Origin of the sequence: Enterobacter sp. MALB-1 (assembly GCF_041021625.1) — a bacterium.
In the GTDB taxonomy this organism is placed as follows: Bacteria; Pseudomonadota; Gammaproteobacteria; order Enterobacterales; family Enterobacteriaceae; genus Enterobacter; species Enterobacter oligotrophicus.
Genome location: NZ_JBDPJL010000001.1, coordinates 2,319,467 through 2,341,204 on the forward strand (window position 1 = coordinate 2,319,467; position 21,738 = coordinate 2,341,204).

Genomic DNA, 21,738 nt, shown 5'->3' on the forward strand with positions numbered 1-21,738 from the left:
ATATTACAATGATTTCTCTGGAGATGTTATGAGTCAGCAGGATGCCGCCAAAGAGCAGGCCAATACCCGCAAAAATGTGCGCATTGTTTCTGTTTTCACCGCAGCGGCAATCGGGATTGTCGGCGTGCTGGTGATCCTTTACGCCTGGCAGCTACCGCCCTTCACCCGGCACGCGCAGTTTACCGATAACGCCTACGTGCGCGGCCAGACGACGTTTATCAGTCCGCAGGTTAATGGCTATATCACCGAGGTGAAGGTGAAGGATTTTGTGCAGGTTAAAAAAGGTGACCTGCTACTGCAGATTGATGACCGCATCTATCGCCAGCGCGTGCATCAGGCCGAAGCCCAGCTGGCAATGAAAATTGCCGCGCTTAATAACAATCTCCAGCAACGTAAAAGCGCTGAAGCCGTCATCGCCAGAAACGAGGCGGCGTTGAAAAATGCCCGCGCCCAGAGTCTGAAAACCCAGGCGGATTTAAAGCGCGTAAAAGATCTGACAGCAGACGGCTCACTCTCCGTTCGTGAGCGCGACGCCGCACTGGCAAGTGCCGCTCAGGGCAATGCTGATATCGACCAGGCCAAAGCCACGCTTGAGATGTCGCGTCAGGATCTGCAGACGGTCATTGTGAATCGCGGTTCGCTGGAGGCGGATGTTGAAAACGCTAAAGCGGCGCTGGAACTGGCGCAGATTGACCTGCAAAACACCCGAATTGTCGCCCCGCGTGACGGCCAGCTTGGTCAGATTGCCGTCCGCCTCGGAGCTTACGTCACCGCGGGTACTCACCTCACCACGCTTGTACCGCCGCAGCACTGGGTGATCGCCAATATTAAAGAGACGCAGCTCGCGAATTTACGCGTCGGCCAGCCGGTAACCTTCACCGTCGATGCGTTAAACGATAAAGCCTACACTGGCCGGGTAGAAAGTATCTCTCCGGCAACCGGCGTCGAATTCAGCGCCATCTCGCCGGATAATGCCACAGGCAACTTTGTCAAAATCGCCCAGCGCATTCCGGTGCGCATCGAAGTGCTGGGTAAACCCGAAGAGTCAGCGCTGCTCCGTCCCGGTATGTCAGTGCAGGTGACCATTGACACACGCGAGGCGCAACAATGACGCTTCGCCCGATAGCTGGCCTGATAATCGCCGTAACGCTGGCCGGATGCCTGTCGGTCGACGTTAAACCTGTGCAACCGTCCCTGCAAATCCCCGCCCAGTGGCGTGCGGCTACCGGGCCGACCAGCCCGGCGGAACAACTCTGGTGGCGCAATTTTCACGACAACGACCTTAACCGCTACGTGGATCAGGCGCTTAAGAACAACAGCGACGTGCTGATTGCCCGCGAACGTATCAATGAGTATCAGGCACGGGTGTACGCTGCTGACGGCAGCCTGTTTCCGTCGCTGGATGCCGGTGTGACGGGCTCGCGCGCTCGTTCACAATCTGCCGCCACTGGGCTGCCTGTATACGGTACGCTGTACAAAGGTAGCCTGACCGCAAGCTATGACGTCGATATCTGGGGCGTAAACCGTAGCACCGCTAATGCCGCCGAAGCGTCGCTGGAGGCACAAAAAGCGGCGGCGGTCGCGGCTGATTTGACCGTCGCATCCTCGGTGGCCTCCGGGTATGTCACCCTGCTTTCGCTGGATGAACAGCTTCGCGTTACTGAATCCACGCTGAAATCCCGCGAAGAGGCGTTCAATCTCGCCAAACGTCAGTTTGAAACGGGCTACAGCTCACGTCTGGAATTGATGCAGTCAGATTCTGAGTTACGCGCCACGCGGGCGCAGGTTCCTCTGCTGCAGCACCAGATTGCGCAGCAGGAGAACGCCCTGAGCCTGCTGCTGGGCAGTAACCCTGGCGACGTGGTACGCAGTAAACATTTCGATTCACTGACGCCCTTGAAACTCCCTTCGCAATTACCTTCCACGCTGCTTAACCGTCGTCCGGATATCGTTCAGGCCGAACGGCAGTTGATTGCGGCAGATGCCACACTTGCGGCATCGCGCGCCAGCCTGCTGCCGTCGATCAACCTGACGGCAACGGGATCGATACAGGATCGCACGCTCTCCGGTTTACTGGATAACCCGCTGCAGCTCTGGAGCGTGGGTGGCAGTATTCTTGCCCCACTGCTGAACCGTCAGGCGCTGAACGCACAGGTGGATATTTCCCAGTCCCAGCGCAATCAGGCGCTCTACGGCTATGAAAAAACCGTGCGCAATGCGTTTGCTGAGGTGAACGACAGTCTCGACGCCATTACGCGCTATCAGGAACAACTGACGGAGCTGCTGGCGCAGCAGGATGTGGCGCAGGAGACGCTGCGCATTGCGCAGAACCGCTATCGTAATGGCTACTCGTCTTATCTGGATGTGCTGGATGCCCAGCGCACGCTGTTCTCGGTGCAGACCAGCGTGGTACAGGTGAAAAATAACCTGCTGCTGGCGCAGATTGATTTATATAAAGCGCTGGGCGGCGGATGGAAGAACGCGTGAATCAGAAGTGTTCTCGCTGATGCCCTCACCCCGCCCCTCTCCCAATGGGAGAGGGAGAAAACCGGCACCCGGCAATTTCCCCTAAGGAGTCAATCTATGCAACAACCGTGGTCTGCAGTAGATAATTACATGATTTCTTCGCTTATCCCTGAGGATGAGGTACTCCAGCAGGTTCTTGAAAACAACAAACGCGCTGGTTTGCCTGAGCACGATGTTGCCGCCAATCAGGGGCAACTTCTGGCATTGTTTGTTCGTATGACTCAGGCAAGGCGTGTTCTGGAGATCGGTACGCTCGGTGCCTACAGTTCAATCTGGATGGCGCGCGCCCTGCCACCGGACGGTAAGCTGATTACGCTTGAAGCTGACCCCACGCATGCCGAGGTTGCACGCCAGAATATCAGCCTGGCGGGGTTGAACGATCGCATAGAGATAATTGAAGGCGCAGCGCTCAAATCGCTGGAACAACTTGGCGATATTCCTCCGTTTGATCTGATTTTTATCGATGCAGATAAGCCGAACAACCCCGGTTATCTGGAATGGGCGCTGTACTATTCCCGCCCCGGCACGGTGATTATCGGCGATAACGTGGTGCGCGATGGCGAAGTGATTAACGGGCAAAGCGACGACCCGCGCGTGCAGGGGGTGCGACGGTTTATCGAGATGACTGGGGATAATCCGCGTTTAACCGCCACCGCATTGCAAACGGTGGGGGTTAAGGGTTGGGACGGGTTTACGCTGGCAATGGTGGAACGATAACCAGCCGCATGGCAGCTCTCCTTACCGGGCCTAATTTTCTTCCGTAGGCCCGGTAAGCGCAGCGCCACCGGGCAAGGGTTTTAACCGGAAATCTGCTCCATCGCCTGCAAAATACGCTTATCCGAAATCGGATACGGCGTACCCAGTTGCTGAGCGAAGAAGCTGACGCGTAGCTCCTCAATCATCCAGCGGATCTCCCGCACGTCCTCATCATCGCGGCGCGCCGGAGGCAGTTTGTTCAGCCACTGCTGCCACGCCTGCTGCACGTTTTCCACTTTCAGCATCTGCGCACGATCCCGATGCGGATCGATAGCCATTTTCTCCAGACGTTTTTCAATCGCCTGCAGATAACGCAGCGTATCACCGAGGCGCTTAAAACCGTTGCCGGTGACAAACCCACGGTACACCAGCCCCGCCATCTGTGCCTTCACGTCAGACAGCCCCAGCGCCATGGTCATATCCACACGCCCTTTCAGGCGCTTATTGATATTGAATACGGCGGTGAGGATCTGCTCGACCTGTCTGGCGATATCCACCACGGTGTCGTTCAGCCCGGCGCGCACTTTGTCATGCAGCTTCGCAAAACCCTCTTCCGTCCAGACAGGACCGCCCGCCTCGTGGATCAGCTTGTCCACGCCGCAGGAGATGCAGTCGTCAATCAAATCCAGCACTTTCCCGTAAGGGTTAAAGTAGAGACCCAGCTTGGCTTTGTTCGGTAACTTCTCGTGCAGATACTTAATCGGCGACGGGATGTTCAGCAGCAGGAGGCGACGCAGCCCGCGCCACATCATCTGCTGCTGCTCCTGCGGGTTATCAAAGAGCTTGATCGCCACGCTGTCGCGCTCATCCACCAGTGCAGGCCAGGCTTTCACCTTGTAGTTGCCGCGTTTCTGCTCGTAGCTTTCCGGAAGCTGACCAAAGCTCCAGATATGCAAGCCGCTCTGCTCAATGCCGTCATCCGCCACGGCAGAGAGCGTCTCCTGCACTTTGCCCTTCAGGGCGTCTTTAAGTTCAGTCAGCGAACGGCCTTCCTGCAGTTTTTTATTTTTATCGTCCACCACGCGGAAGCTGATTTTCAGGTGATCGGGCACCTGATCCCAGTTCCAGTCGTCGCGGTCGATGGTGGTGCCGGTCATGCGCCGGAATTCACGCTCCAGCGCGTCCAGCAGCGGCAGTTCCAGCGGCGTCACGCGGCCTAAAAACGCTTCGGCGTAGTTTGGCGCGGGCACAAAGTTACGGCGCACCGGTTTAGGCAGCGATTTAATCAGCGCAATCACCAGCTCGCGACGCAGGCCGGGAATTTGCCACTCGAACCCGCTCTCTTCCACCTGGTTTAGCAGCGGCAGCGGGATGTGTACCGTCACGCCATCCGCATCTGCGCCCGGTTCAAACTGATAAGTCAGCCGCAGCTTGAGGTTGCCCTGATGCCAGAAGTTCGGGTAGTCGAGCTTGCTGACCGACTCCGCGCCCTCTTTGATCAACATGCTCTTTTCAAAGTTGAGCAGGTCCGGCGTCTCTTTGCTGGCTTTCTTCCACCAGCTGTCGAAATGGCGGGCGGAAATGACATCGTGGCTGATGCGCTGGTCGTAAAACTCAAACAGCGCGTCGTCATCCACCAGAATGTCGCGGCGGCGGGATTTATGCTCAAGCTCTTCCACTTCGGCGCGCAGTTTGAGGTTTTCACGGAAGAACGCGTGACGCGTCTGCCAGTCGCCCTCCACCAGCGCGTGACGGATAAACAGCTCGCGACACAGGGCCGGATCGATCTGGCTGTAGTTGACCTTACGCGCGGCCACCACCGGCAGGCCATAAACGGTCACCTTTTCTGTTGCCATCACTGCGCCCTGCGACCGCTCCCAGTGCGGTTCACTGTACGAGCGTTTCAGCAGGTGCTGTGCGACAGGCTCAACCCACTCAGGATCGATACGCGCCGCAATACGCCCCCACAGACGGCTGGTTTCCACCAGCTCGGCAACCATTGTCCATTTCGGTGGTTTTTTGAATAAGCCCGATCCAGGGAAAATCGAGAAGCGGGCGTTACGCGCGCCGGTAAATTCCTGCTTGTCGGCATCTTTCATCCCGATATGGGACAACAGGCCGGTCAGCAGCGCGATATGAATTTCGCGGTACTCCGCCGGTTCACTGTTGACCGGAATCCCCAGCTCTTTCACCACCTGACGCAGTTGAGTGTAGATATCCTGCCACTCACGCACGCGCAGGTAGTTGAGGAAATCCACGCGGCACTGACGGCGGAACTGGTTCGAGGAGAGCGCTTTCTGCTGCTCGCCGAGGTAATTCCACAGGTTCACGAAGGCGAGGAAATCGGACTCTTTGTCGTGGAAGCGACGGTGTTTTTCGTCAGATGCCTGCTGTTTATCCATCGGACGTTCACGCGGGTCCTGAATCGAGAGCGCCGAGGTGATGATCATCGCCTCACGCACGCAGCCGTGTTTCTGCGCCTCCAGGACCATCCGCGCCAGACGCGGATCGACAGGAAGCTGGCTGAGCTGACGGCCCAGCGGCGTCAGTTTGTAGGCCGTCGCCTGCTCGTCAGTCGTGATCGCACCGAGTTCCTCCAGCAGACGCACACCGTCCTGGATGTTGCGCTTGTCCGGCGCTTCCACAAACGGGAACGCGGCAATATCGCCCAGCCCCAGCGCAGTCATCTGCAGGATAACGGACGCCAGGTTAGTACGCAGAATTTCCGGGTCGGTAAATTCCGGGCGCGACAGGAAATCATCCTCGGAGTAGAGACGGATACAGATCCCTTCCGACACACGACCGCAGCGGCCTTTACGCTGGTTCGCTGAAGCCTGTGAAACCGGCTCAATCGGCAGACGCTGGACTTTGGTGCGGTAGCTGTAGCGGCTGATACGCGCCGTACCAGGGTCAATCACATATTTTATGCCCGGCACGGTAAGCGAGGTTTCCGCCACGTTGGTCGCCAGTACAATGCGACGCCCGCTGTGGGGCTGGAACACACGGTTTTGTTCGCTGTTCGACAGGCGGGTATACAGCGGCAGGATCTCGGTATGGCGCAGGTCGCGCTTGCTGAGCGCATCGGCGGTATCGCGGATTTCCCGTTCACCGCTCATAAAGATCAGAATGTCACCCGCACTTTCGTTACCCAGCTCGTCGACGGCATCAAAAATGGCCTGTAGCTGATCGCGCTCGGTATCGTCCGCCTCTTCGACTATCGGGCGATAGCGCACTTCGACCGGATACGTGCGTCCTGACACCTCAATAATCGGCGCATTGTTGAAATGCTTCGAGAAGCGTTCCGGGTCGATGGTCGCGGAGGTAATGATGATTTTCAGATCCGGGCGACGCGGCAGTAGTTCTTTCAGGTAGCCGAGCAGGAAATCGATGTTCAGGCTGCGCTCATGCGCTTCATCGATAATAATGGTGTCATACTGCATCAGCAGGCGATCCTGCTGGATTTCCGCCAGCAGAATACCGTCGGTCATCAGCTTGACCATGGTGTTATCGCTGACGTGATCGCTGAAGCGCACCTTATACCCGATGCAGCCACCCGACTCCGTTTGCAACTCCTCGGCAATGCGGTTCGCCACGGTGCGCGCCGCCAGACGACGCGGCTGGGTGTGGCCAATCAGCCCTTTCACCCCGCGCCCCAGCTCCATACAAATCTTCGGTAGCTGGGTGGTTTTCCCCGAGCCGGTTTCCCCCGCGACAATCACCACCTGGTGGTCGCGCACGGCGTCGAGAATGTCCTGTTTCTTCTGGCTGACAGGCAGGTTTTCCGGATAGGCGATCGCCGGACGTGCGGCTTCGCGCAGCACAACCTTCCCTGCCGCCTGAGCTATCTCTTTCGCCATCTCCTGGTAAATGGCCTGTTGTGCATCAGGATTTTTAACCTTCTTAACGCCGTGCAGACGGCGCGCAAACCGCTGTTTGTCGCGCAGCATCAGGGAATCAAGCTGTTGCAGGAGCATCGGGAAGGTGAATTTTTGTTGATCTGTCATAGCGTTAACGGGCAGTGCACTGCCGGATAAATTCTCTTTTTAATGATTGATATAGAGTACCACATCGGCGCTTTTAGCGCCTTATTCAAAAATTTCGAACATAGAATTCGATATATTGCGCTATCCCTGTGGCAGGATTGTGAATAGAGTGTCAACAAGCAACGGGGCAACCCCCTTCAATCAAATACAAAACAGGAATCACCCATGAGCAAAGTATTAGTGTTGAAATCCAGTATTCTGGCAGGGTACTCACAGTCTGGTCAGTTGTCCGACTATTTTGTTGAACAGTGGCGTGAGCAGCATTCCGCTGACGAAATCACCGTCCGTGATCTGGCGGCGAACCCGATTCCTGTACTGGATGGCGAACTGGTTGGTGCGCTGCGTCCGAGCGATGCGCCGCTGACGCCACGTCAGCAGGAAGCCCTGGCGCTGTCTGACGAGCTGATTGCTGAACTGCAGGCGCATGACGTTATCGTCATCAACGCGCCAATGTACAACTTCAACATCCCTACCCAGTTGAAGAACTACTTCGACCTGGTGGCACGTGCTGGCGTAACCTTCCGTTACACCGAGAACGGCCCGGAAGGTCTGGTGAAAGGTAAACGTGCGATTGTGCTGACCAGCCGCGGCGGTATTCACAAAGACACCCCAACGGATCTGGTGGCTCCGTACCTGAGCCTGTTCCTGGGCTTCATCGGCATTACCGACGTGAACTTTGTGTTCGCGGAAGGTATCGCTTACGGTCCTGAAGTGGCGACCAAAGCGCAGACCGATGCTAAAGCGGCAATCGACAGCCTGGTTGCAGCATAAGATTTTCCCCTCTCACCGCCCGGTGGGAGGGTTTTTCTTTTCCCTGTATTTCGTTATCATCCGCTCCCACTCTCCAGCCGGGCAGCCTGATGTCAGTCATTGTCGATACCTTTATTGCCCCACCTTGTCCTGATGAGATCGACGTTCTCTGGCAGGACGAGCATCTGCTGCTGATCAATAAGCCTTCCGGCCTGCTAAGCCTGTCGGGTAAAAACCCGCAAAATCTCGATTCCGTCCATCACCGTCTGGTGCAAACCTTTCCTGGCTGCACGCTGGTGCATCGTCTTGATTTTGGTACATCCGGGCTGATGGTGATTGCCCGTAATAAAACGATAAATGCCGCGCTATGTCACCAGTTCAGCCAGCGCACCGTGAAAAAGATCTATACCGCCCTGCTTTGCGGGCATGTGAAACAGGACGAAGGGATCATTGATGCGCCGATTGCCAAAGACCCGGCACTGTTCCCGCTGATGTCGATTTGCGCCATCAACGGTAAACCTGCCCGCTCCTGTTATCAGGTGGTAGAGCGGTGTTATCAGGGAACGGAACTGCCGCTGACGCGGGTGAAACTGATTCCGGAGACGGGGCGTACTCACCAGTTGCGCATTCACTGCCAGCAGTTGGGTCACGCTATTTTAGGCTGCGATCTGTATGGCGGTCTTGCGTGGCCCGGCACCGAAAAGACGCCGCGGCTGATGCTGCATGCCAGCGAGCTGGATTTTGTCCACCCTGTCAGCGGACAGGCGATCAACGCCCGTCACGCCGCCCCGTTTTAAAACGGGTTTACCACATTAAATCGTCAGGGATTTTGAAATCCGCGTAAGGATCGTCTTCGTCCTGCTCTTCCTGGCTTAGCGTACTGTTTAACACAATGCTGTCGGCATCGCGCTGGGCTATTTTATCGGCCACTACCGCCGGAATAATCGCATAGTCACAATCACCGTTGGCATTCATCACCAGACGCGCAATCGCCAGACGGCCGTTGATCAGTTGTGCCTGAGTCTGCTTATCCACCTCGATCTTTTTGATAAGATTACCGTCGGTGAAGTTAAACGTGATGCTGCCTTTTGAAATGGTAATGCGGTTCATCTCAATCAGCTGCTTCACCTGCGCTTTAAACTCTTTCGCCAGCACAGCCTGTTTTTGCTGTTCGCTCAGTTGCTTGTCACGCTCAATCTGCGCTTTTTTGTTCTCTTCTACCGCCTCTCTGGCCTCACGCGCCTGTACGCGTGATTTTTTCGCCGTGCGCTGCACTTTAGCCATTTTCTTGCTGCTGACTAAGCCTGCTTTCAGCATCTGCTCTTGTAGGGTGAGTTTTGTCATGATCGTTTCTAAACCGGTTGGAAATTTTAAGGATTATACCTGGAACTGAGCCGTTCATGAAGATAGCTCATGTTGCAGTGAAATTAAGTCACTTCCCCTCCCCCGGTGACTCAGGCATAAATGTGCATTATTAACTCTTTAGTAACATGAAAACCCAGGATACACGATCACGATGAGTAACGCTTTTACATTTACGCTGAAGCGAAGCGGCTTTGATGAGAATTATAATCCGTCAGAAAGAACGCGTACGACGACTAATTTTGCCAATCTTGCCAGAGGGGAAAAGCGGCAGGAAAATTTGCGCAATACGCTTGCGATGATTAACAATCGTTTTAATGCATTAGCCTGCTGGGATAATCCAAAATCCGATCGTTATTCTGTTGAGCTTGAAATCATTTCTGTTGATCTTAACATTGCGCATGAGGGAGGTCATCATTCCTTTCCGGCAATCGAAATATTGCAAACCTACATCGTAGATAAAAAAACCGATTCGCGTATTGCAGGCATAACAGGAAATAATTTTTCTTCCTATGTACGGGATTATGACTTCAGTGTTGTTCTGCCAGAACACAATAAGGGTCAATCCGGCTTCAGCATTCCGGACGATTTCGGTAAATTGCATGGCAACATCTTCCGGCATTTCATTCACTCCAGTGAATATAAAGAGAACTTTAAAAAAATGCCGGTGATCTGCCTGAGCGTTTCGAGTAAAGACATCTACCGTCGCACAGGAAACCTGCACCCTGTACTGGGCATTGAGTATAAGCCAGAGGGCACATCGTTGACTGAGCAATACTTCGGTAAAATGGGGCTGCAGGTTCGTTATTTTATGCCTGAAAACAGTGCCGCGCCGTTTGCCTTTTATTTTACCGGCGACTTACTGAACGATTATACCAATCTTGAACTGATCGGCGCTATCAGCACGATGGAGACATTCCAGAAGATTTATCGTCCTGAAATTTATAATGCGAACTCGACAGCGGGTTATTATTACCAGCCAGATCTGAACCACCAGGATCACTCATTAACCAAAATTGTGTATGACCGGGAAGAACGCAGCCAGTTAGCCATTGAACAGGGTAAATTCACTGAAGAGTGCTTTATCAAACCTTATAAACATATTCTTGAGCAGTGGTCTAATAACTACCCGCTTTAATTCACTTATCCAAGGTCTTTTATTATGAAAACATTGCTCCCCACCTCAACGGCCGGCAGTTTACCGAAGCCGTCCTGGCTTGCTCAGCCAGAGACACTCTGGTCACCCTGGAAATTGCACGATGAAATATTAACCGAAGGCAAACAGGATGCTCTGCGTCTGTCTCTGGATGACCAGCTACGCGCGGGTATCGACATTGTCAGTGACGGCGAGCAAACCCGCCAGCACTTCGTGACAACATTCATTGAACACCTGAGCGGTGTTGATTTTGAAAACCGTCAGACCGTGCGAATTCGTAATCGCTATGATGCGAGTGTCCCCACCGTGGTTGACGCCGTGGCGCGTCAAAAACCCGTTTTCGTTGACGATGCAAAATATTTACGTCAGCTTACCCGGCAGCCGATAAAGTGGGCGTTGCCGGGCCCAATGACGATGATCGATACGCTGTACGATGCCCATTATAAAAGCCGCGAAAAGCTGGCCTGGGAATTCGCCAAAATCCTTAACCAGGAAGCCAGAGAGTTAGAAGCGGCAGGCGTCGATATCATCCAGTTTGACGAACCCGCCTTTAATGTCTTTTTTGATGAGGTCAATGACTGGGGCATCGCCGCATTAGAAAGGGCCATTGAAGGACTTAAATGTGAAACCGCGGTACATATCTGCTATGGCTATGGCATTAAAGCCAATACCGACTGGAAAAAAACGCTGGGCTCAGAGTGGCGACAATATGAAGAGGCCTTCCCGAAGCTGCAAACCTCGAATATCGACATCATCTCACTGGAGTGCCATAACTCCCGCGTTCCCATGGATCTGCTTGAACTGATCCGCGGTAAAAAAGTGATGGTTGGAGCTATCGACGTCGCCACAAATAGCATTGAAACGCCAGAGGAAGTCGCGGATACATTGCGAAAAGCACTTCAGTTTGTCGATGCCGATAAGCTCTATCCTTCGACAAACTGCGGTATGGCACCGTTATCTCGTCAGGTTGCCAATGGCAAGCTCAACGCGCTAAGCGCAGGCGCTGACATTATCCGCAGGGAACTCTCGTCGCAATAACACGGCGATTTAAGTGCCGCACAAGGTTAATGCTGAGGCAGGTTATCAGTCCATGAACGGATAACCTTTCAGCATTACCTTAGTGCAACTTTATCATTTATCTACCAGGCTTATCCTTTTTGTTCATAAGGATGCCTCACGATGAGACGTATATTTTTAGCACTGTTTTCAAGCCCGGAATCGTTGCTACAGGTGATGAGCCAGCAGGAAATCATTGAAGCCGTGGAGGATGGTGACCGTATTATTATTGACCAGGACGGTAACGCCTCCGTTAACTATAAAAGCAACGACGTGCGACAAGACTTCCTGCGCCATGTTAACGCACTGAAGAGGGCGTAATATGGGAACGGCGATATTTATGGTGCTGATGGTGTGTGGTTACTGGTACACCAGCCGCGATCTCTCCACCCGCTTCAAAATCAAGCGTTCCTTCGGCTGGGACGTTTATTTTCTCGTCGCGCTGTATGGCTGTATTTTCGTTCTGCAGGGCGTGCTCGCAACCGGCCTGCTCTGGTTACTGCTGCTCGCGCTTTCCGCTGCGGACAATACTTTCCACCTGATGTCTCAAAAGTATGCCGACTGGCAAATTGACTTTATGAACTGGAGCTTTCTGGGTATCCAGGCTCCGGTGGTCGTGATGCTGGCGTTCGCCATACTGTTTTGCCTCTACCGTTCTAACTGGGCTGGCAGCGCCAGGCTGGATGGTGAAGGCAGAAAAAAGCTGTATAAGCGCCTGGCACAGTCGAGCGGTATCGAACAACTGCTTTATCAGTGCATGGAGGAAGGTGAACTGGCGCAGGTAACGCTTAAGTCGAGGCGAATATATGTCGGCATGATCCATACCGCGACGCTGGAATATGAAAAGACAGCCAATATTGTGCTCATTCCGATGCTCAGTGGCTACCGTGACGGAAAAACCATGAACCTGTGCATTGAGCATAATTACAGTAAGTGGTACGCCGAACATGATATTACGCTTGATTCCGAGCCACAAAGTGCAATGGCCTTCAGAAAAGTGATTATGCTGGATCAAATCGAGAGTCTTTCACTGTTTGATCCGGCGAGTGCCAGCGCATTATCGATGGCGCAACGCGGGGAAAATCTGAAGCGCTAAATCTCAGCCCGACGAGAGCAACGATCTATTTGTTCGTTGCCAAATGAGTCGGTTCCTGAATTTATTCACATCATCATCTGGCAAGTACGGGCTTTTTAGAGTCGTTGTGTTGATTTAAAGAGAGTGCTGCAGTACGGGCAGACAAGTTGAGATCCTTTTTGGACACGGCTAAAACTATGTTCAGAATCTTTTGAGCAGTTCGGGCATGGGCATTTAACTAAGTGATTTCGACGAGCTTGTGTATTTTTACGTCCAGACATAGGCATCTCCTGATTTAAGGGACTGCCACCATACACGTTTCATGAGAATGTTGCTTGTATTTGTTACGCCATAACGTACAACAGGGCCAAAATACCCCCCTGCCTTTTTCTTTCCGGCATCCGGTTGACGTTATGCGCTCGCTTACCTGCCCGTTCAGGAAGACTTCGGTTTTAAATTCTCACGAAACGTTGGCCGCTTACGCTCTGGCTCGATCTCTCGCAACGGCTCCACCTGGTGCATCGTTCGTTTACAACGCTCCACCAGCATCTGATACTCCCGCGTGCCCTGCTGCTTCCATGCCAGCTCCTGCTCGCTCAGCTCACGAATCGCTTTCGCCGGGCTGCCAATGATCAAATGGTTGGCCGGCATTTCCGCTTTCGCCTTAACAAACGCCGCCGCACCGACAATACTGTTTTCACCGATCACTGCGCCATCCATCACCACCGCGTTCATCCCCACCAGCGCATTACGGCGGATAATACACCCGTGCAGAATGGCGCTGTGACCAATGTGCCCGTCCTCTTCCACTACCGTATCCTGATCCGGAAAACCATGCATCACGCAGTTATCCTGGACGTTCGCCCCATCTTTCACCACGATACGGCCAAAATCACCGCGCAGGCTGGCGTTGGGGCCAATATAAACGCCTTTGCCCAGAATCACGTCGCCAATCAGTACCGCCGTCGGGTGAACATAGCTCTCTTCAGGCACCACCGGCGTCAGGCCGTCAATTTGATAAACAGGCATACCTTCTCCTTATGCGATATTCAGACCACCAAAACGCTGATAATAGAGCGTGCCGGGCGAAGGCAGTTCCCCGACAGAGGTTTCACCTTTTTCGCTGACAAACGCCAGCGCTCCCGGCGCAACGCGCTGGTAGATGTTGATACACAACTGCCGCGCGCTTTGCCCCGCCCAGTGCGCAGGGAGCAACTCCTCCGGCAGGAGCGGATCTTTCAGCACCACGCGGCGGTAAAAATGAATCAATAACAGCTGGATCTGGAAGCAGCGCGCTGGCGTAAGATCGTCCGGCGCGGCCTCTTTCAGTAATGGTAGTAGCGGACGGAATGAATCAATAAACGTTTCGTACAGGGTGTTTTGTTCGGTCAGTTGCCAGCACTCTTCAACCCGCGAGCGCAGCGCGGCGCGCGACAGCGCCAGCGGAGAATGCGCTTCGAAGAAGATGACATTTTCCGCCACGCCTGCATCGTGAAGCAGCGATTGCACATCCGCCAGATTCTGTGACGGCGAGGCCATCAGGCTCGGCGCTAATGTACCAAACCCTTGCCAGACTAGCTGTTTTTTAACGTCCGCGAGCGTGGTTTTATCCAGGCCTTCAGACAGCAGCAGCAGCCATTTTCCGTCCCACGCGGGCAGTTCCGCGCGGTAGATTTTACTCTCCGCACGACGGGTTAAACGCAGCCCTTTATCGCTCAGACGATAAAAGCTGCGCCGACCAATGCGGGAGACATCCAGCCAGCCCTCTTTGTTCAGGCGAAACAACGCAGTACGTACAAAACGTTCGCCAAATCCCATCCCTTCCAGCAGCGCCGCCAGGCTACCAAGCCAGATCTCGCCGCCGCGATGGGAAAGTGCATCACCGTATAAAGACGCGATGAGCGAGGTTCCACTGATGGGAACAGAGCTGACAGCATGCTGGATAAAGGCATCAAGTTTCATATGATTCATTCTGTTGTATTTTTTGTCCTGGATGAATCATAGCATACGAATCAGAGGTATACCCTCACCCCGGCGCACTCCCACGGGGTGAGGGGAAAATTCAACCATTAGCCGCCACTTTGCGCAAATCAAACACCCGACAGGCTTTCCCCTCGGAGCGCGGTATGCTGCCACAGTTGACGATCATCACGTCGGTAGAGATCCCGACCATCGACTTAATGCGATGGCGAAGCTGATGGCACACCTGGCAGCGCTGTTCGTGCGTCAGCGTTAAGCTGCTCTCTTTCAGCTCAACCTTCACAGAAAGCGAATCAAGATGTCCACGGCGATTCACTTCCAGCTGATAATGCGGGGACAGGTGTTCGAACTTGACGATCTCCTCTTCCAGCTGCGACGGGAAGACGTTCACGCCGCGAATGATCAACATATCGTCGCTGCGCCCGCTGATCCTGTCCATACGGCGCATGGTGCGCGCGGTTCCCGGCAGCAGACGCGTCAGGTCGCGGGTGCGATAACGGATCACCGGCAGCGCCTCTTTGGTCAGGGTGGTGAACAGCAGTTCGCCCTGCTCGCCGTCGCTCAGCACCGTGCCATCGTTCGGGTTAACGATTTCCGGGTAGAAATGATCTTCCCAGATGGTCGGGCCGTCGGCGGTTTCCAGACACTCCATCGCCACACCCGGCCCCATCACTTCGGACAGGCCATAGATATCCAGCGCCGTAATGCCTAAGCGTTTTTCGATCTCGCGGCGCATCGCCTGCGTCCACGGCTCTGCACCGAACACACCGACGCGCAGTGAACACTGGCTGGCATCGCCGCCCATCTGGCGCTCCAGCTCCTCAATCAGGTTCAGGCAATAAGACGGCGTCACCATGATCATATCCGGCTGGAAATCGCGAATTAACTGCGCCTGTTTTTCGGTCTGGCCGCCGGACATCGGGATCACTGTTGCCCCTAAACGCTCTGCACCGTAGTGCGCACCCAGCCCGCCGGTAAACAGGCCGTAGCCATAAGCCACATGAATTTTATCTTTCGGGCTGCCGCCTGCAGCACGCAGGGAACGGGCAACGATATTGGCCCAGTTGTCGATGTCATTTTGTGTGTAGCCAACGACGGTCGGTTTTCCGGTGGTGCCGGATGACGCGTGGATACGCACCACCTGCTCCATCGGTACGGCAAAGGTGTCGAACGGATAGTTATCGCGCAGATCCTGTTTGGTGGTGCACGGGAATTTTTGCAGGTCGGCAAGCTCTTTAAAATCGTCGGGGTGAACGCCCGCGGCATCAAACTTACGTTTGTACATCGGGACATTGTTATAAGCGTGGTGCAGCGTCCACTTCAGGCGCGCGGTCTGCAGAGCCTGTAATTCATCAATGGACGCGGTTTCGATCGGATCTACCGTTGTTGTATTTGTCATTGCAGGGTACTCACATTGTTATTCGCTCAAACACGCTCAAGGATCATGGCAATGCCCTGACCCACACCGATGCACATCGTACACAGCGCATAGCGTCCGTTGCGTCGATGCAATTCATTGCTCGCGGCCAGCGCCAGCCTGGCACCGCTCATTCCCAGCGGATGGCCCAGCGCAATGGCCCCCCCGTTCGGATTGACGTGTGCGGCATCATCCGGCAAGCCCAGCTGGCGTAGCACACCCAGCGCCTGCGAAGCGAAGGCTTCGTTAAGCTCAATGACGTCCATATCAGTCATGCTGAGTCCGGCGCGCTCCAGCACTTTGCGGGTGGCGGGCACCGGGCCTAATCCCATCAAACGCGGTTCAACGCCTGCCGTCGCCATCGCCACGATACGCGTGCGCGGGACTAACCCTTGCGCACGCGCCATCTGCTCGCTGGCGATAATCAGCGCCGCTGCGCCGTCGTTCACGCCGGAGGCGTTCCCCGCCGTGACCACACCGTTCTGACGAAATGGCGTTTTTAGCGCGGCGAGTTGTTCCAGCGTGGTATCGGCGCGCGGATGCTCATCCACAGACACCTCGCTGACGGCCCCTTTCTTACCCGTGATGCTCACCGGCACGATCTCCTGCGCCAGAATGCCGTTTTGCTGCGCCTGCGCGGTGCGTTGCTGACTGCGCAACGCGAAGGCGTCCTGATCGGCTCGACTGATATTTAACAATTCAGCTACATTCTCTGCCGTTTCCGGCATGCTGTCAGTTCCGAAGTGCTGATGCATGAGCGGATTCACAAATCGCCAGCCGATGGTGGTATCGAAAAGCTCCGCCTGACGCTGAAACGCGGTGGTAGCTTTGCCCATCACAAACGGCGCGCGGGACATCGACTCCACGCCGCCCGCGATCAGCAGGTCACCATCCCCCGCCTTGATAGCGCGTGCCGCAAAACCAATCGCATCGAGACCCGACCCACACAGACGGTTAATGGTGGTGCCGGAAACCGTCTGCGGCAGCCCGGCCAGCAGCGCCGACATGCGTGCTACGTTGCGGTTGTCCTCCCCGGCCTGGTTAGCGCAGCCGAAGATCACATCATCAATGCGCTCCGCATCCAGCTGTGGGTAGCGCGCCAAAAGCGCACGCAGTGGCACCGCGCCAAGATCGTCTGCGCGCACTCCCGATAACGCCCCGCCATAACGACCGACCGGGGTACGAACACCATCACAAATAAATGCGTCACGCATCAGGCTCCTCCTGTCAGACTGCCGCCAGTGCGGTGAGATTTTCCGCGAAAGAGAGCGACGGTTTTCTGTTGTTGATTTTGAATTTCAATGTCGTACACGCCGGTCAGTTTGCCCTGATGCTTCACCCGCGCAGTGGCGGTCAGCGTGTCACCGGCAAAGCCCGGACGCAGAAAATCAATCGCGCAGCCAGAGGCCACCGCCGCCAGCCCCTGGCTGTTGCAGGCGTAGGCAAACGCGGTATCGGCCAGCGAGAACAGTTGTCCGCCGTGGCAGGTTTTATGGCCGTTGAGCATCTGCGGGGTGATGGTCATGGTAACCACTGCATAGCCTTCGTCCATGTCGATAATGTCGATGCCGAGCGCCTGCGCACAGGCGTCCTGTTCATACATGGTGCGGGCGTTGTGCCAGGCGTTATGACTCATAGCTACTCTCCAGAAGCGCACGCTGGCGCAGCAGTGAACAGGGGCGATAACGTTCTTCGCCGTAGTGACGTTGCAGGTTTTCCAGCAGCGTTAACAGGCGTTGCCAGCCCAGACGTTCGCCCCAGGCGATCGGACCGTTCGGGTAATTCACGCCGAGACGCATGGCGGTATCGATATCCTTCTCGCTGGCGACTCCTTTTTGCAGGGCGTCCAGCGCTTCGTTGGCAATCATCGCCAGCGTGCGCCAGACCAGCAGACCAGGGTAATCCGCTATCTGCACCACCCGTTTTCCCTGCTGTTGCAGGTAACAGATGGCTTTTTGCGTGGCCGTATCTGGATTACTGGACGCTACCGCGATAACGGCGACATCACGCTCCATCCGATCCACCACCACAACCGGACGCTGATGACGCAGCGCCAGCGATTGTGCCGTCTCCCCCTGCGTTTCAATCAACAGCACGTCGTCAATTTCCGTGACACCGTCACTTATTCGTTCCACGTGCATCGGGCTAAAGCGCTTGCTGACCGTCTCTGACCATCGGACTTCAGGCTTATCGCCCTGCCAGTCGTAAACGCCTTTCCCGCTTTTTTTACCCAGCCGCCCCGCCAGCACCAGCTCCTGTTGCACCAGCGACGGCAGAAAACGACGCTCCTGCCAGAAGGCATTAAACACGGAACAGGTCACCGCAAAATTAACGTCCTGACCTATCAGGTCCGTCAGCTCCAGCGGCCCCATCGGGAAGCCACCGCCTTCGCGCAGCGCAGCGTCAATCACTTCAGGTGTTGCCACCTGCTCCTCCAGCGCACGCCAGGCTTCGGAATAAAATGGTCGTGCCACGCGGTTGACGATAAAACCGGGCGTCGACTGGCAGCGCACCGGCTGTTTTCCCCAGTTCACCGCCAGCTCGCACAGCGCGTCTGCCACTTCTGGCGACGTCGCCAGCCCGCTGACCACTTCCACCAGCTTCATTACCGGTGCCGGGTTGAAGAAATGCAGCCCGGCGACACGCTCAGGATGGTGAATGTCTGCCGCGATCGCAGTAACAGAAATAGATGAGGTGTTGCTGGTGAGCAGCGTCTGCGGCGGGCAGATAGCGGCCAGTTTCGCAAACAGCGCTTTTTTCACCTCAAGACGCTCAGAAGCAGCCTCAATGATCAGATCCGCTGCGGCCAGGGCCTGGATATCCGTTACCGGCAGCAAACGTGCAAGGATCTGTTCGCTGGCATCGGCAGACAATTTTCCGCGCGCCACACGCGACGTCAGGCGCTGGCGAATACCGTCAATGGCACGAGAAATCGCCTCTGCGGCGATGTCATAAACCAGCACCTGGTGCCCATGACTTGCGGCCACTTCAGCGATACCCGCCCCCATCGTGCCGCTGCCAATCACGGCGACAGTACCTATGTTCAGCATCTTATTTCCCCGTAAAGTTCGGCGCGCGCTTCGCCAGAAAGGCGCTAACGCCCTCGCGGTAGTCATCGCTGCGCCCGGCCAGGCGTTGGTAGTCGCGCTCCAGGTCAAGCTGGGCATCCAGGGTGTTGGTTTCAGCAGCGTTGATCGCCTGTTTGATCAGCCCCAGACCAAAGGTGGGCTGCGTCGCAAAGTGCAGCGCCATCTGCTGTGCGGTAGCGGAAAGTTGCTCGTCATCCACCACCTGCCAGATCATCCCCCAGGCCTGTGCCTGCTCAGCGCTGAGTTTGTCACCGAGCAGCGCCAGCCCCATGGCGCGGGCGCGTCCGGCAACGCGCGGCAGCAGCCAGGTCCCGCCACAGTCCGGCACCAGGCCCAGTTTACTGAAGGCCATCACGAAGCTGGCTGAGCGGGCCGCAATCACCATGTCGCAGCCAAGCGCCAGCGTGGCACCGGCTCCGGCCGCCACGCCATTGACGGCACAAATCACCGGTTTCGGCAGTTTTGCCAGGCGATGCACCAGCGGGTTGTAGAAGGTTTCAACGGACATGCCCAGATCCGGTGCAGGACCATTCGGGTCTACGTTGCGGTCGTTAAGATCCTGCCCTGCGCAGAAGCCGCGCCCCGCGCCGGTGATCAGCAGGCAGCGGATAGTGTCATCGCGCTCGGCCTGTTTCAGGCACTCAGCAAGCTGCTGGTGCATCACATCGTTAAAGCTGTTCAGACGGTCCGGACGGTTCAGCGTAAGGGTCATCACGCCTTGCTCTACATGACTCAGAATACATTCCACAGTTAGCGTCCTTTAAAGTCGGGGGTGCGTTTTTGTAAGAAGGCGTCGATGCCTTCCCGGCGATCGTCGGTCGCTGAGAGCAGCGTAAACAGTTGCCGCTCCTGAGCCAGCCCCGCCTGCAGCGGGACTTCCTGAGACTGACGCAGCGCCTGTTTCGCCACCTGAAGCGCCAGCGGAGAGTGACGCGCCATCAGTGCCGCCTGTTTCAGGGCATATTCCAGCGTCAGGGCGGGTGGGAAAACATCGCTGACCAGACCGGCGTTCTGCGCCTGCTGCGCGGTAATGCTTTCCCCCGTGAGGATCATTTTGCTGGCAAGGGATTTACCGACGCAGCGGATAAGACGCTGAGTGCCGCCTGCGCCCGGCATAATGCCGAGGGTAATTTCCGGCAGGCCGAAACGGGCGTTATCGCCAGCTATCACCACGTCACACAAAAGCGCAAGTTCGCACCCGGCTCCCAGCGCGAAGCCGTTTACGGCGGCGATCAGCGGTTTGTTAAAGGCGTTGATCCGCGCCCACAGTTGAGGGCGAATGTCATTCAGGGTGGCGGGCAGATCTTTTTCCGCCATTTCGTTGAGATCTGCCCCGGCAGCAAAGCAGCGCTCGCTGCCGTGGATCACACAGACGGAGATTTCGCTATCCACTGCAGCGGCTTCCAGCGCGTCGGCAATCTGCAATAACAGCGCATTGTTGAGTGCATTACGTGCCGCCGGACGATTCAGCGTCAGCTGCAGCACGCGGCCATGACGGGTGACAATCAGTTCGCTCATGCCATCCCCTTCGCATCAAAATCAACCATCACGTCGGCGGTTAACGGCAGCGCCTGACAGCTCAGCACATACCCGGCGGCCAGTTCGTCCGGCTCCAGGCTGTAGTTGGTGGCCATGTCCACCTTGCCGCGCAGCACTTTGCATTTACAGGTGGCGCAGACGCCGCCTTTGCAGGCATACGGCAGATCCGCGCCCTGGCGAAGGGCTGCGTCAAGAATGCTTTCGTCATCCGCGGTCAGGGTGATTTCGCGGTCGCGTCCGTCCTGGCGCACGGTGACTTTCTGACCTTCGGCCTGTACGCTCACCGCGCGTTTAACACCAGCACCCGGCGTGTTGAAGCGCTCAAGGTGAATCGCTTTTTCCGGCAAACCCAGTGCTTTCAGTGTCGCTTCCGCGTCATCCATCATCGCCGACGGGCCGCAAATAAAGGCTTCGTCGTACTGGCGGAAGTTGATCAGCGTTTTTGCCAGCGCCTGCAGTTTTTCACCGTCGATGCGGCCATAAAGCAGATCGCTGTCAAGCCGCTCCTGGCTGAAGATGGAGACCAGTTGCAGCCGCTGCGGGTATTTGTCTTTCAGGTCTGCCAGCGCGCCACGAAACATCATGCTCTGGCTGCTGCGGTTGCCGTAAATCAGCGTGAAATGGCTGTTCGGTTCGGTGGCGAGCGTGGCGGAGATAATCGCCAGCATCGGCGTGATCCCGGAGCCTGCGGCAATCGCCAGATAGTGGCCTTCCCGGTCGGCCTGGGGCTGGTAGCCGAAATGCCCCTGTGGAACCATCACTTCCAGCGCCATACCTTGTGTAATTTCATCACGGGCATAGCGGGAGAAACGCCCGTCTTCGATGGCTTTGACCGCCACGCTGATCTCACCCGGCGCGGCGCTTCGACAGATGGAGTAGCAGCGGCGCAGTTCATCACCGCCAAGCGTGGCTTTCAGGGTCAGGTGTTGCCCTGGGCGGAAGCGGTACGCCTCCTGCAAAGCCTGTGGCACCGCAAAAGTAATGGTCACCGCGTCGCGGGTTTCGGGTTCCACTTTTGCTACTGTTAATGAATGAAACGTTGTCATGGC

The 21,738-nt window shown here is 55.9% G+C and carries 21 protein-coding genes; 9 read left to right on the forward strand and 12 right to left on the reverse strand.

Going from position 1 to position 21,738, the window contains the following annotated elements:
• The first annotated feature begins 28 nt into the window (after window positions 1-28).
• The 3 genes from ABGB15_RS11060 to ABGB15_RS11070 all read left to right on the forward strand — a co-directional run bounded on the left by ABGB15_RS11060 (window position 29) and on the right by ABGB15_RS11070 (window position 3,243).
• Window positions 29-1,111 (forward strand): HlyD family secretion protein, encoded by a 1,083-nt coding sequence (locus ABGB15_RS11060; RefSeq protein ID WP_215722017.1) that lies wholly within the window; start codon window positions 29-31, stop codon window positions 1,109-1,111.
• The gene (locus ABGB15_RS11065; protein ID WP_215722016.1) at window positions 1,108-2,487 is read left to right on the forward strand and encodes an efflux transporter outer membrane subunit; all 1,380 of its coding nucleotides are present in this window, start codon (window positions 1,108-1,110) and stop codon (window positions 2,485-2,487) included. The genes ABGB15_RS11060 and ABGB15_RS11065 overlap by 4 nt, the downstream gene beginning before the upstream one ends.
• Before the next feature lie 96 nt (window positions 2,488-2,583).
• A complete protein-coding gene (locus tag ABGB15_RS11070; RefSeq protein ID WP_215722015.1) occupies window positions 2,584-3,243 on the forward strand; it encodes an O-methyltransferase in 660 nt (219 codons plus the stop codon).
• Window positions 3,244-3,323: 80 nt separating this feature from the next.
• Here ABGB15_RS11070 and hrpA read toward each other — a convergent pair whose 3' ends face one another.
• Complete coding sequence (gene hrpA / locus ABGB15_RS11075; RefSeq protein ID WP_215722014.1) at window positions 3,324-7,226, reverse strand: ATP-dependent RNA helicase HrpA; 3,903 nt, start codon at window positions 7,224-7,226, stop codon at window positions 3,324-3,326.
• Between the two features lie 204 nt (window positions 7,227-7,430).
• Between hrpA and azoR the strand changes: the two genes are divergently transcribed.
• Window positions 7,431-8,036 (forward strand): FMN-dependent NADH-azoreductase, encoded by a 606-nt coding sequence (azoR, locus tag ABGB15_RS11080; RefSeq protein ID WP_152081042.1) that lies wholly within the window; start codon window positions 7,431-7,433, stop codon window positions 8,034-8,036.
• Window positions 8,037-8,125: 89 nt separating this feature from the next.
• Entirely contained in the window at window positions 8,126-8,812 is a 687-nt protein-coding gene (locus ABGB15_RS11085) for an RluA family pseudouridine synthase (RefSeq protein WP_215722013.1), read from the forward strand.
• A gap of 7 nt (window positions 8,813-8,819) precedes the next feature.
• Here ABGB15_RS11085 and ABGB15_RS11090 read toward each other — a convergent pair whose 3' ends face one another.
• Window positions 8,820-9,359 carry a DUF2058 domain-containing protein gene (locus tag ABGB15_RS11090; protein WP_215722012.1) on the reverse strand — a complete coding sequence of 180 codons (540 nt, stop codon included), beginning with the start codon at window positions 9,357-9,359 and terminating at the stop codon, window positions 8,820-8,822.
• A 172-nt stretch (window positions 9,360-9,531) separates the two neighbouring features.
• On the opposite strand from ABGB15_RS11090, the gene ABGB15_RS11095 reads away from it, so the two are divergent.
• The 4 genes from ABGB15_RS11095 (at window position 9,532) to ABGB15_RS11110 (ending at window position 12,685) form a co-directional block, all read left to right on the forward strand.
• On the forward strand, window positions 9,532-10,515 hold the full coding sequence (locus ABGB15_RS11095) for a DUF1852 domain-containing protein (protein WP_215722011.1): 984 nt from the start codon (window positions 9,532-9,534) through the stop codon (window positions 10,513-10,515).
• A 24-nt stretch (window positions 10,516-10,539) separates the two neighbouring features.
• The gene (locus ABGB15_RS11100; RefSeq protein WP_152081038.1) at window positions 10,540-11,571 is read left to right on the forward strand and encodes a methionine synthase; all 1,032 of its coding nucleotides are present in this window, start codon (window positions 10,540-10,542) and stop codon (window positions 11,569-11,571) included.
• Window positions 11,572-11,712: 141 nt separating this feature from the next.
• Window positions 11,713-11,910, forward strand: coding sequence for a hypothetical protein (locus tag ABGB15_RS11105; RefSeq protein WP_152081037.1), 198 nt, complete (start codon window positions 11,713-11,715; stop codon window positions 11,908-11,910).
• A gap of 1 nt (window position 11,911) precedes the next feature.
• Window positions 11,912-12,685 (forward strand): hypothetical protein, encoded by a 774-nt coding sequence (locus ABGB15_RS11110; protein ID WP_215722010.1) that lies wholly within the window; start codon window positions 11,912-11,914, stop codon window positions 12,683-12,685.
• A 95-nt stretch (window positions 12,686-12,780) separates the two neighbouring features.
• Here the strand turns inward: ABGB15_RS11110 and ABGB15_RS11115 are convergent, their stop codons facing one another.
• The 10 genes from ABGB15_RS11115 to paaE all read right to left on the reverse strand — a co-directional run bounded on the left by ABGB15_RS11115 (window position 12,781) and on the right by paaE (window position 21,735).
• Window positions 12,781-12,951 carry a YnfU family zinc-binding protein gene (locus ABGB15_RS11115; RefSeq protein ID WP_369064177.1) on the reverse strand — a complete coding sequence of 57 codons (171 nt, stop codon included), beginning with the start codon at window positions 12,949-12,951 and terminating at the stop codon, window positions 12,781-12,783.
• Window positions 12,952-13,099: 148 nt separating this feature from the next.
• Window positions 13,100-13,693 (reverse strand): phenylacetic acid degradation protein PaaY, encoded by a 594-nt coding sequence (gene paaY, locus ABGB15_RS11120; protein WP_215722008.1) that lies wholly within the window; start codon window positions 13,691-13,693, stop codon window positions 13,100-13,102.
• A 9-nt stretch (window positions 13,694-13,702) separates the two neighbouring features.
• The gene (paaX, locus tag ABGB15_RS11125; protein WP_152081034.1) at window positions 13,703-14,635 is read right to left on the reverse strand and encodes a phenylacetic acid degradation operon negative regulatory protein PaaX; all 933 of its coding nucleotides are present in this window, start codon (window positions 14,633-14,635) and stop codon (window positions 13,703-13,705) included.
• Between the two features lie 91 nt (window positions 14,636-14,726).
• Entirely contained in the window at window positions 14,727-16,043 is a 1,317-nt protein-coding gene (paaK, locus tag ABGB15_RS11130; protein WP_152081033.1) for a phenylacetate--CoA ligase PaaK, read from the reverse strand.
• 26 nt (window positions 16,044-16,069) lie between these two features.
• Window positions 16,070-17,275 (reverse strand): 3-oxoadipyl-CoA thiolase, encoded by a 1,206-nt coding sequence (gene pcaF / locus ABGB15_RS11135; RefSeq protein WP_215722007.1) that lies wholly within the window; start codon window positions 17,273-17,275, stop codon window positions 16,070-16,072.
• Window positions 17,275-17,697, reverse strand: coding sequence for a hydroxyphenylacetyl-CoA thioesterase PaaI (gene paaI / locus ABGB15_RS11140; protein WP_152081031.1), 423 nt, complete (start codon window positions 17,695-17,697; stop codon window positions 17,275-17,277). Before paaI ends, pcaF begins: the two co-directional genes overlap by 1 nt.
• Window positions 17,687-19,111 (reverse strand): 3-hydroxyacyl-CoA dehydrogenase PaaH, encoded by a 1,425-nt coding sequence (paaH, locus tag ABGB15_RS11145; RefSeq protein ID WP_215722006.1) that lies wholly within the window; start codon window positions 19,109-19,111, stop codon window positions 17,687-17,689. The genes paaI and paaH overlap by 11 nt, the downstream gene beginning before the upstream one ends.
• A 1-nt stretch (window position 19,112) precedes the next feature.
• Window positions 19,113-19,898, reverse strand: a complete 786-nt coding sequence (gene paaG, locus ABGB15_RS11150; RefSeq protein ID WP_215722005.1) for a 2-(1,2-epoxy-1,2-dihydrophenyl)acetyl-CoA isomerase PaaG — start codon at window positions 19,896-19,898, stop codon at window positions 19,113-19,115.
• Window positions 19,899-19,900: 2 nt separating this feature from the next.
• Complete coding sequence (gene paaF, locus ABGB15_RS11155; protein WP_215722004.1) at window positions 19,901-20,668, reverse strand: 2,3-dehydroadipyl-CoA hydratase PaaF; 768 nt, start codon at window positions 20,666-20,668, stop codon at window positions 19,901-19,903.
• Window positions 20,665-21,735, reverse strand: coding sequence for a 1,2-phenylacetyl-CoA epoxidase subunit PaaE (paaE, locus tag ABGB15_RS11160; protein ID WP_215722003.1), 1,071 nt, complete (start codon window positions 21,733-21,735; stop codon window positions 20,665-20,667). The genes paaF and paaE overlap by 4 nt, the downstream gene beginning before the upstream one ends.
• Between the last annotated feature and the right edge of the window lie 3 nt (window positions 21,736-21,738).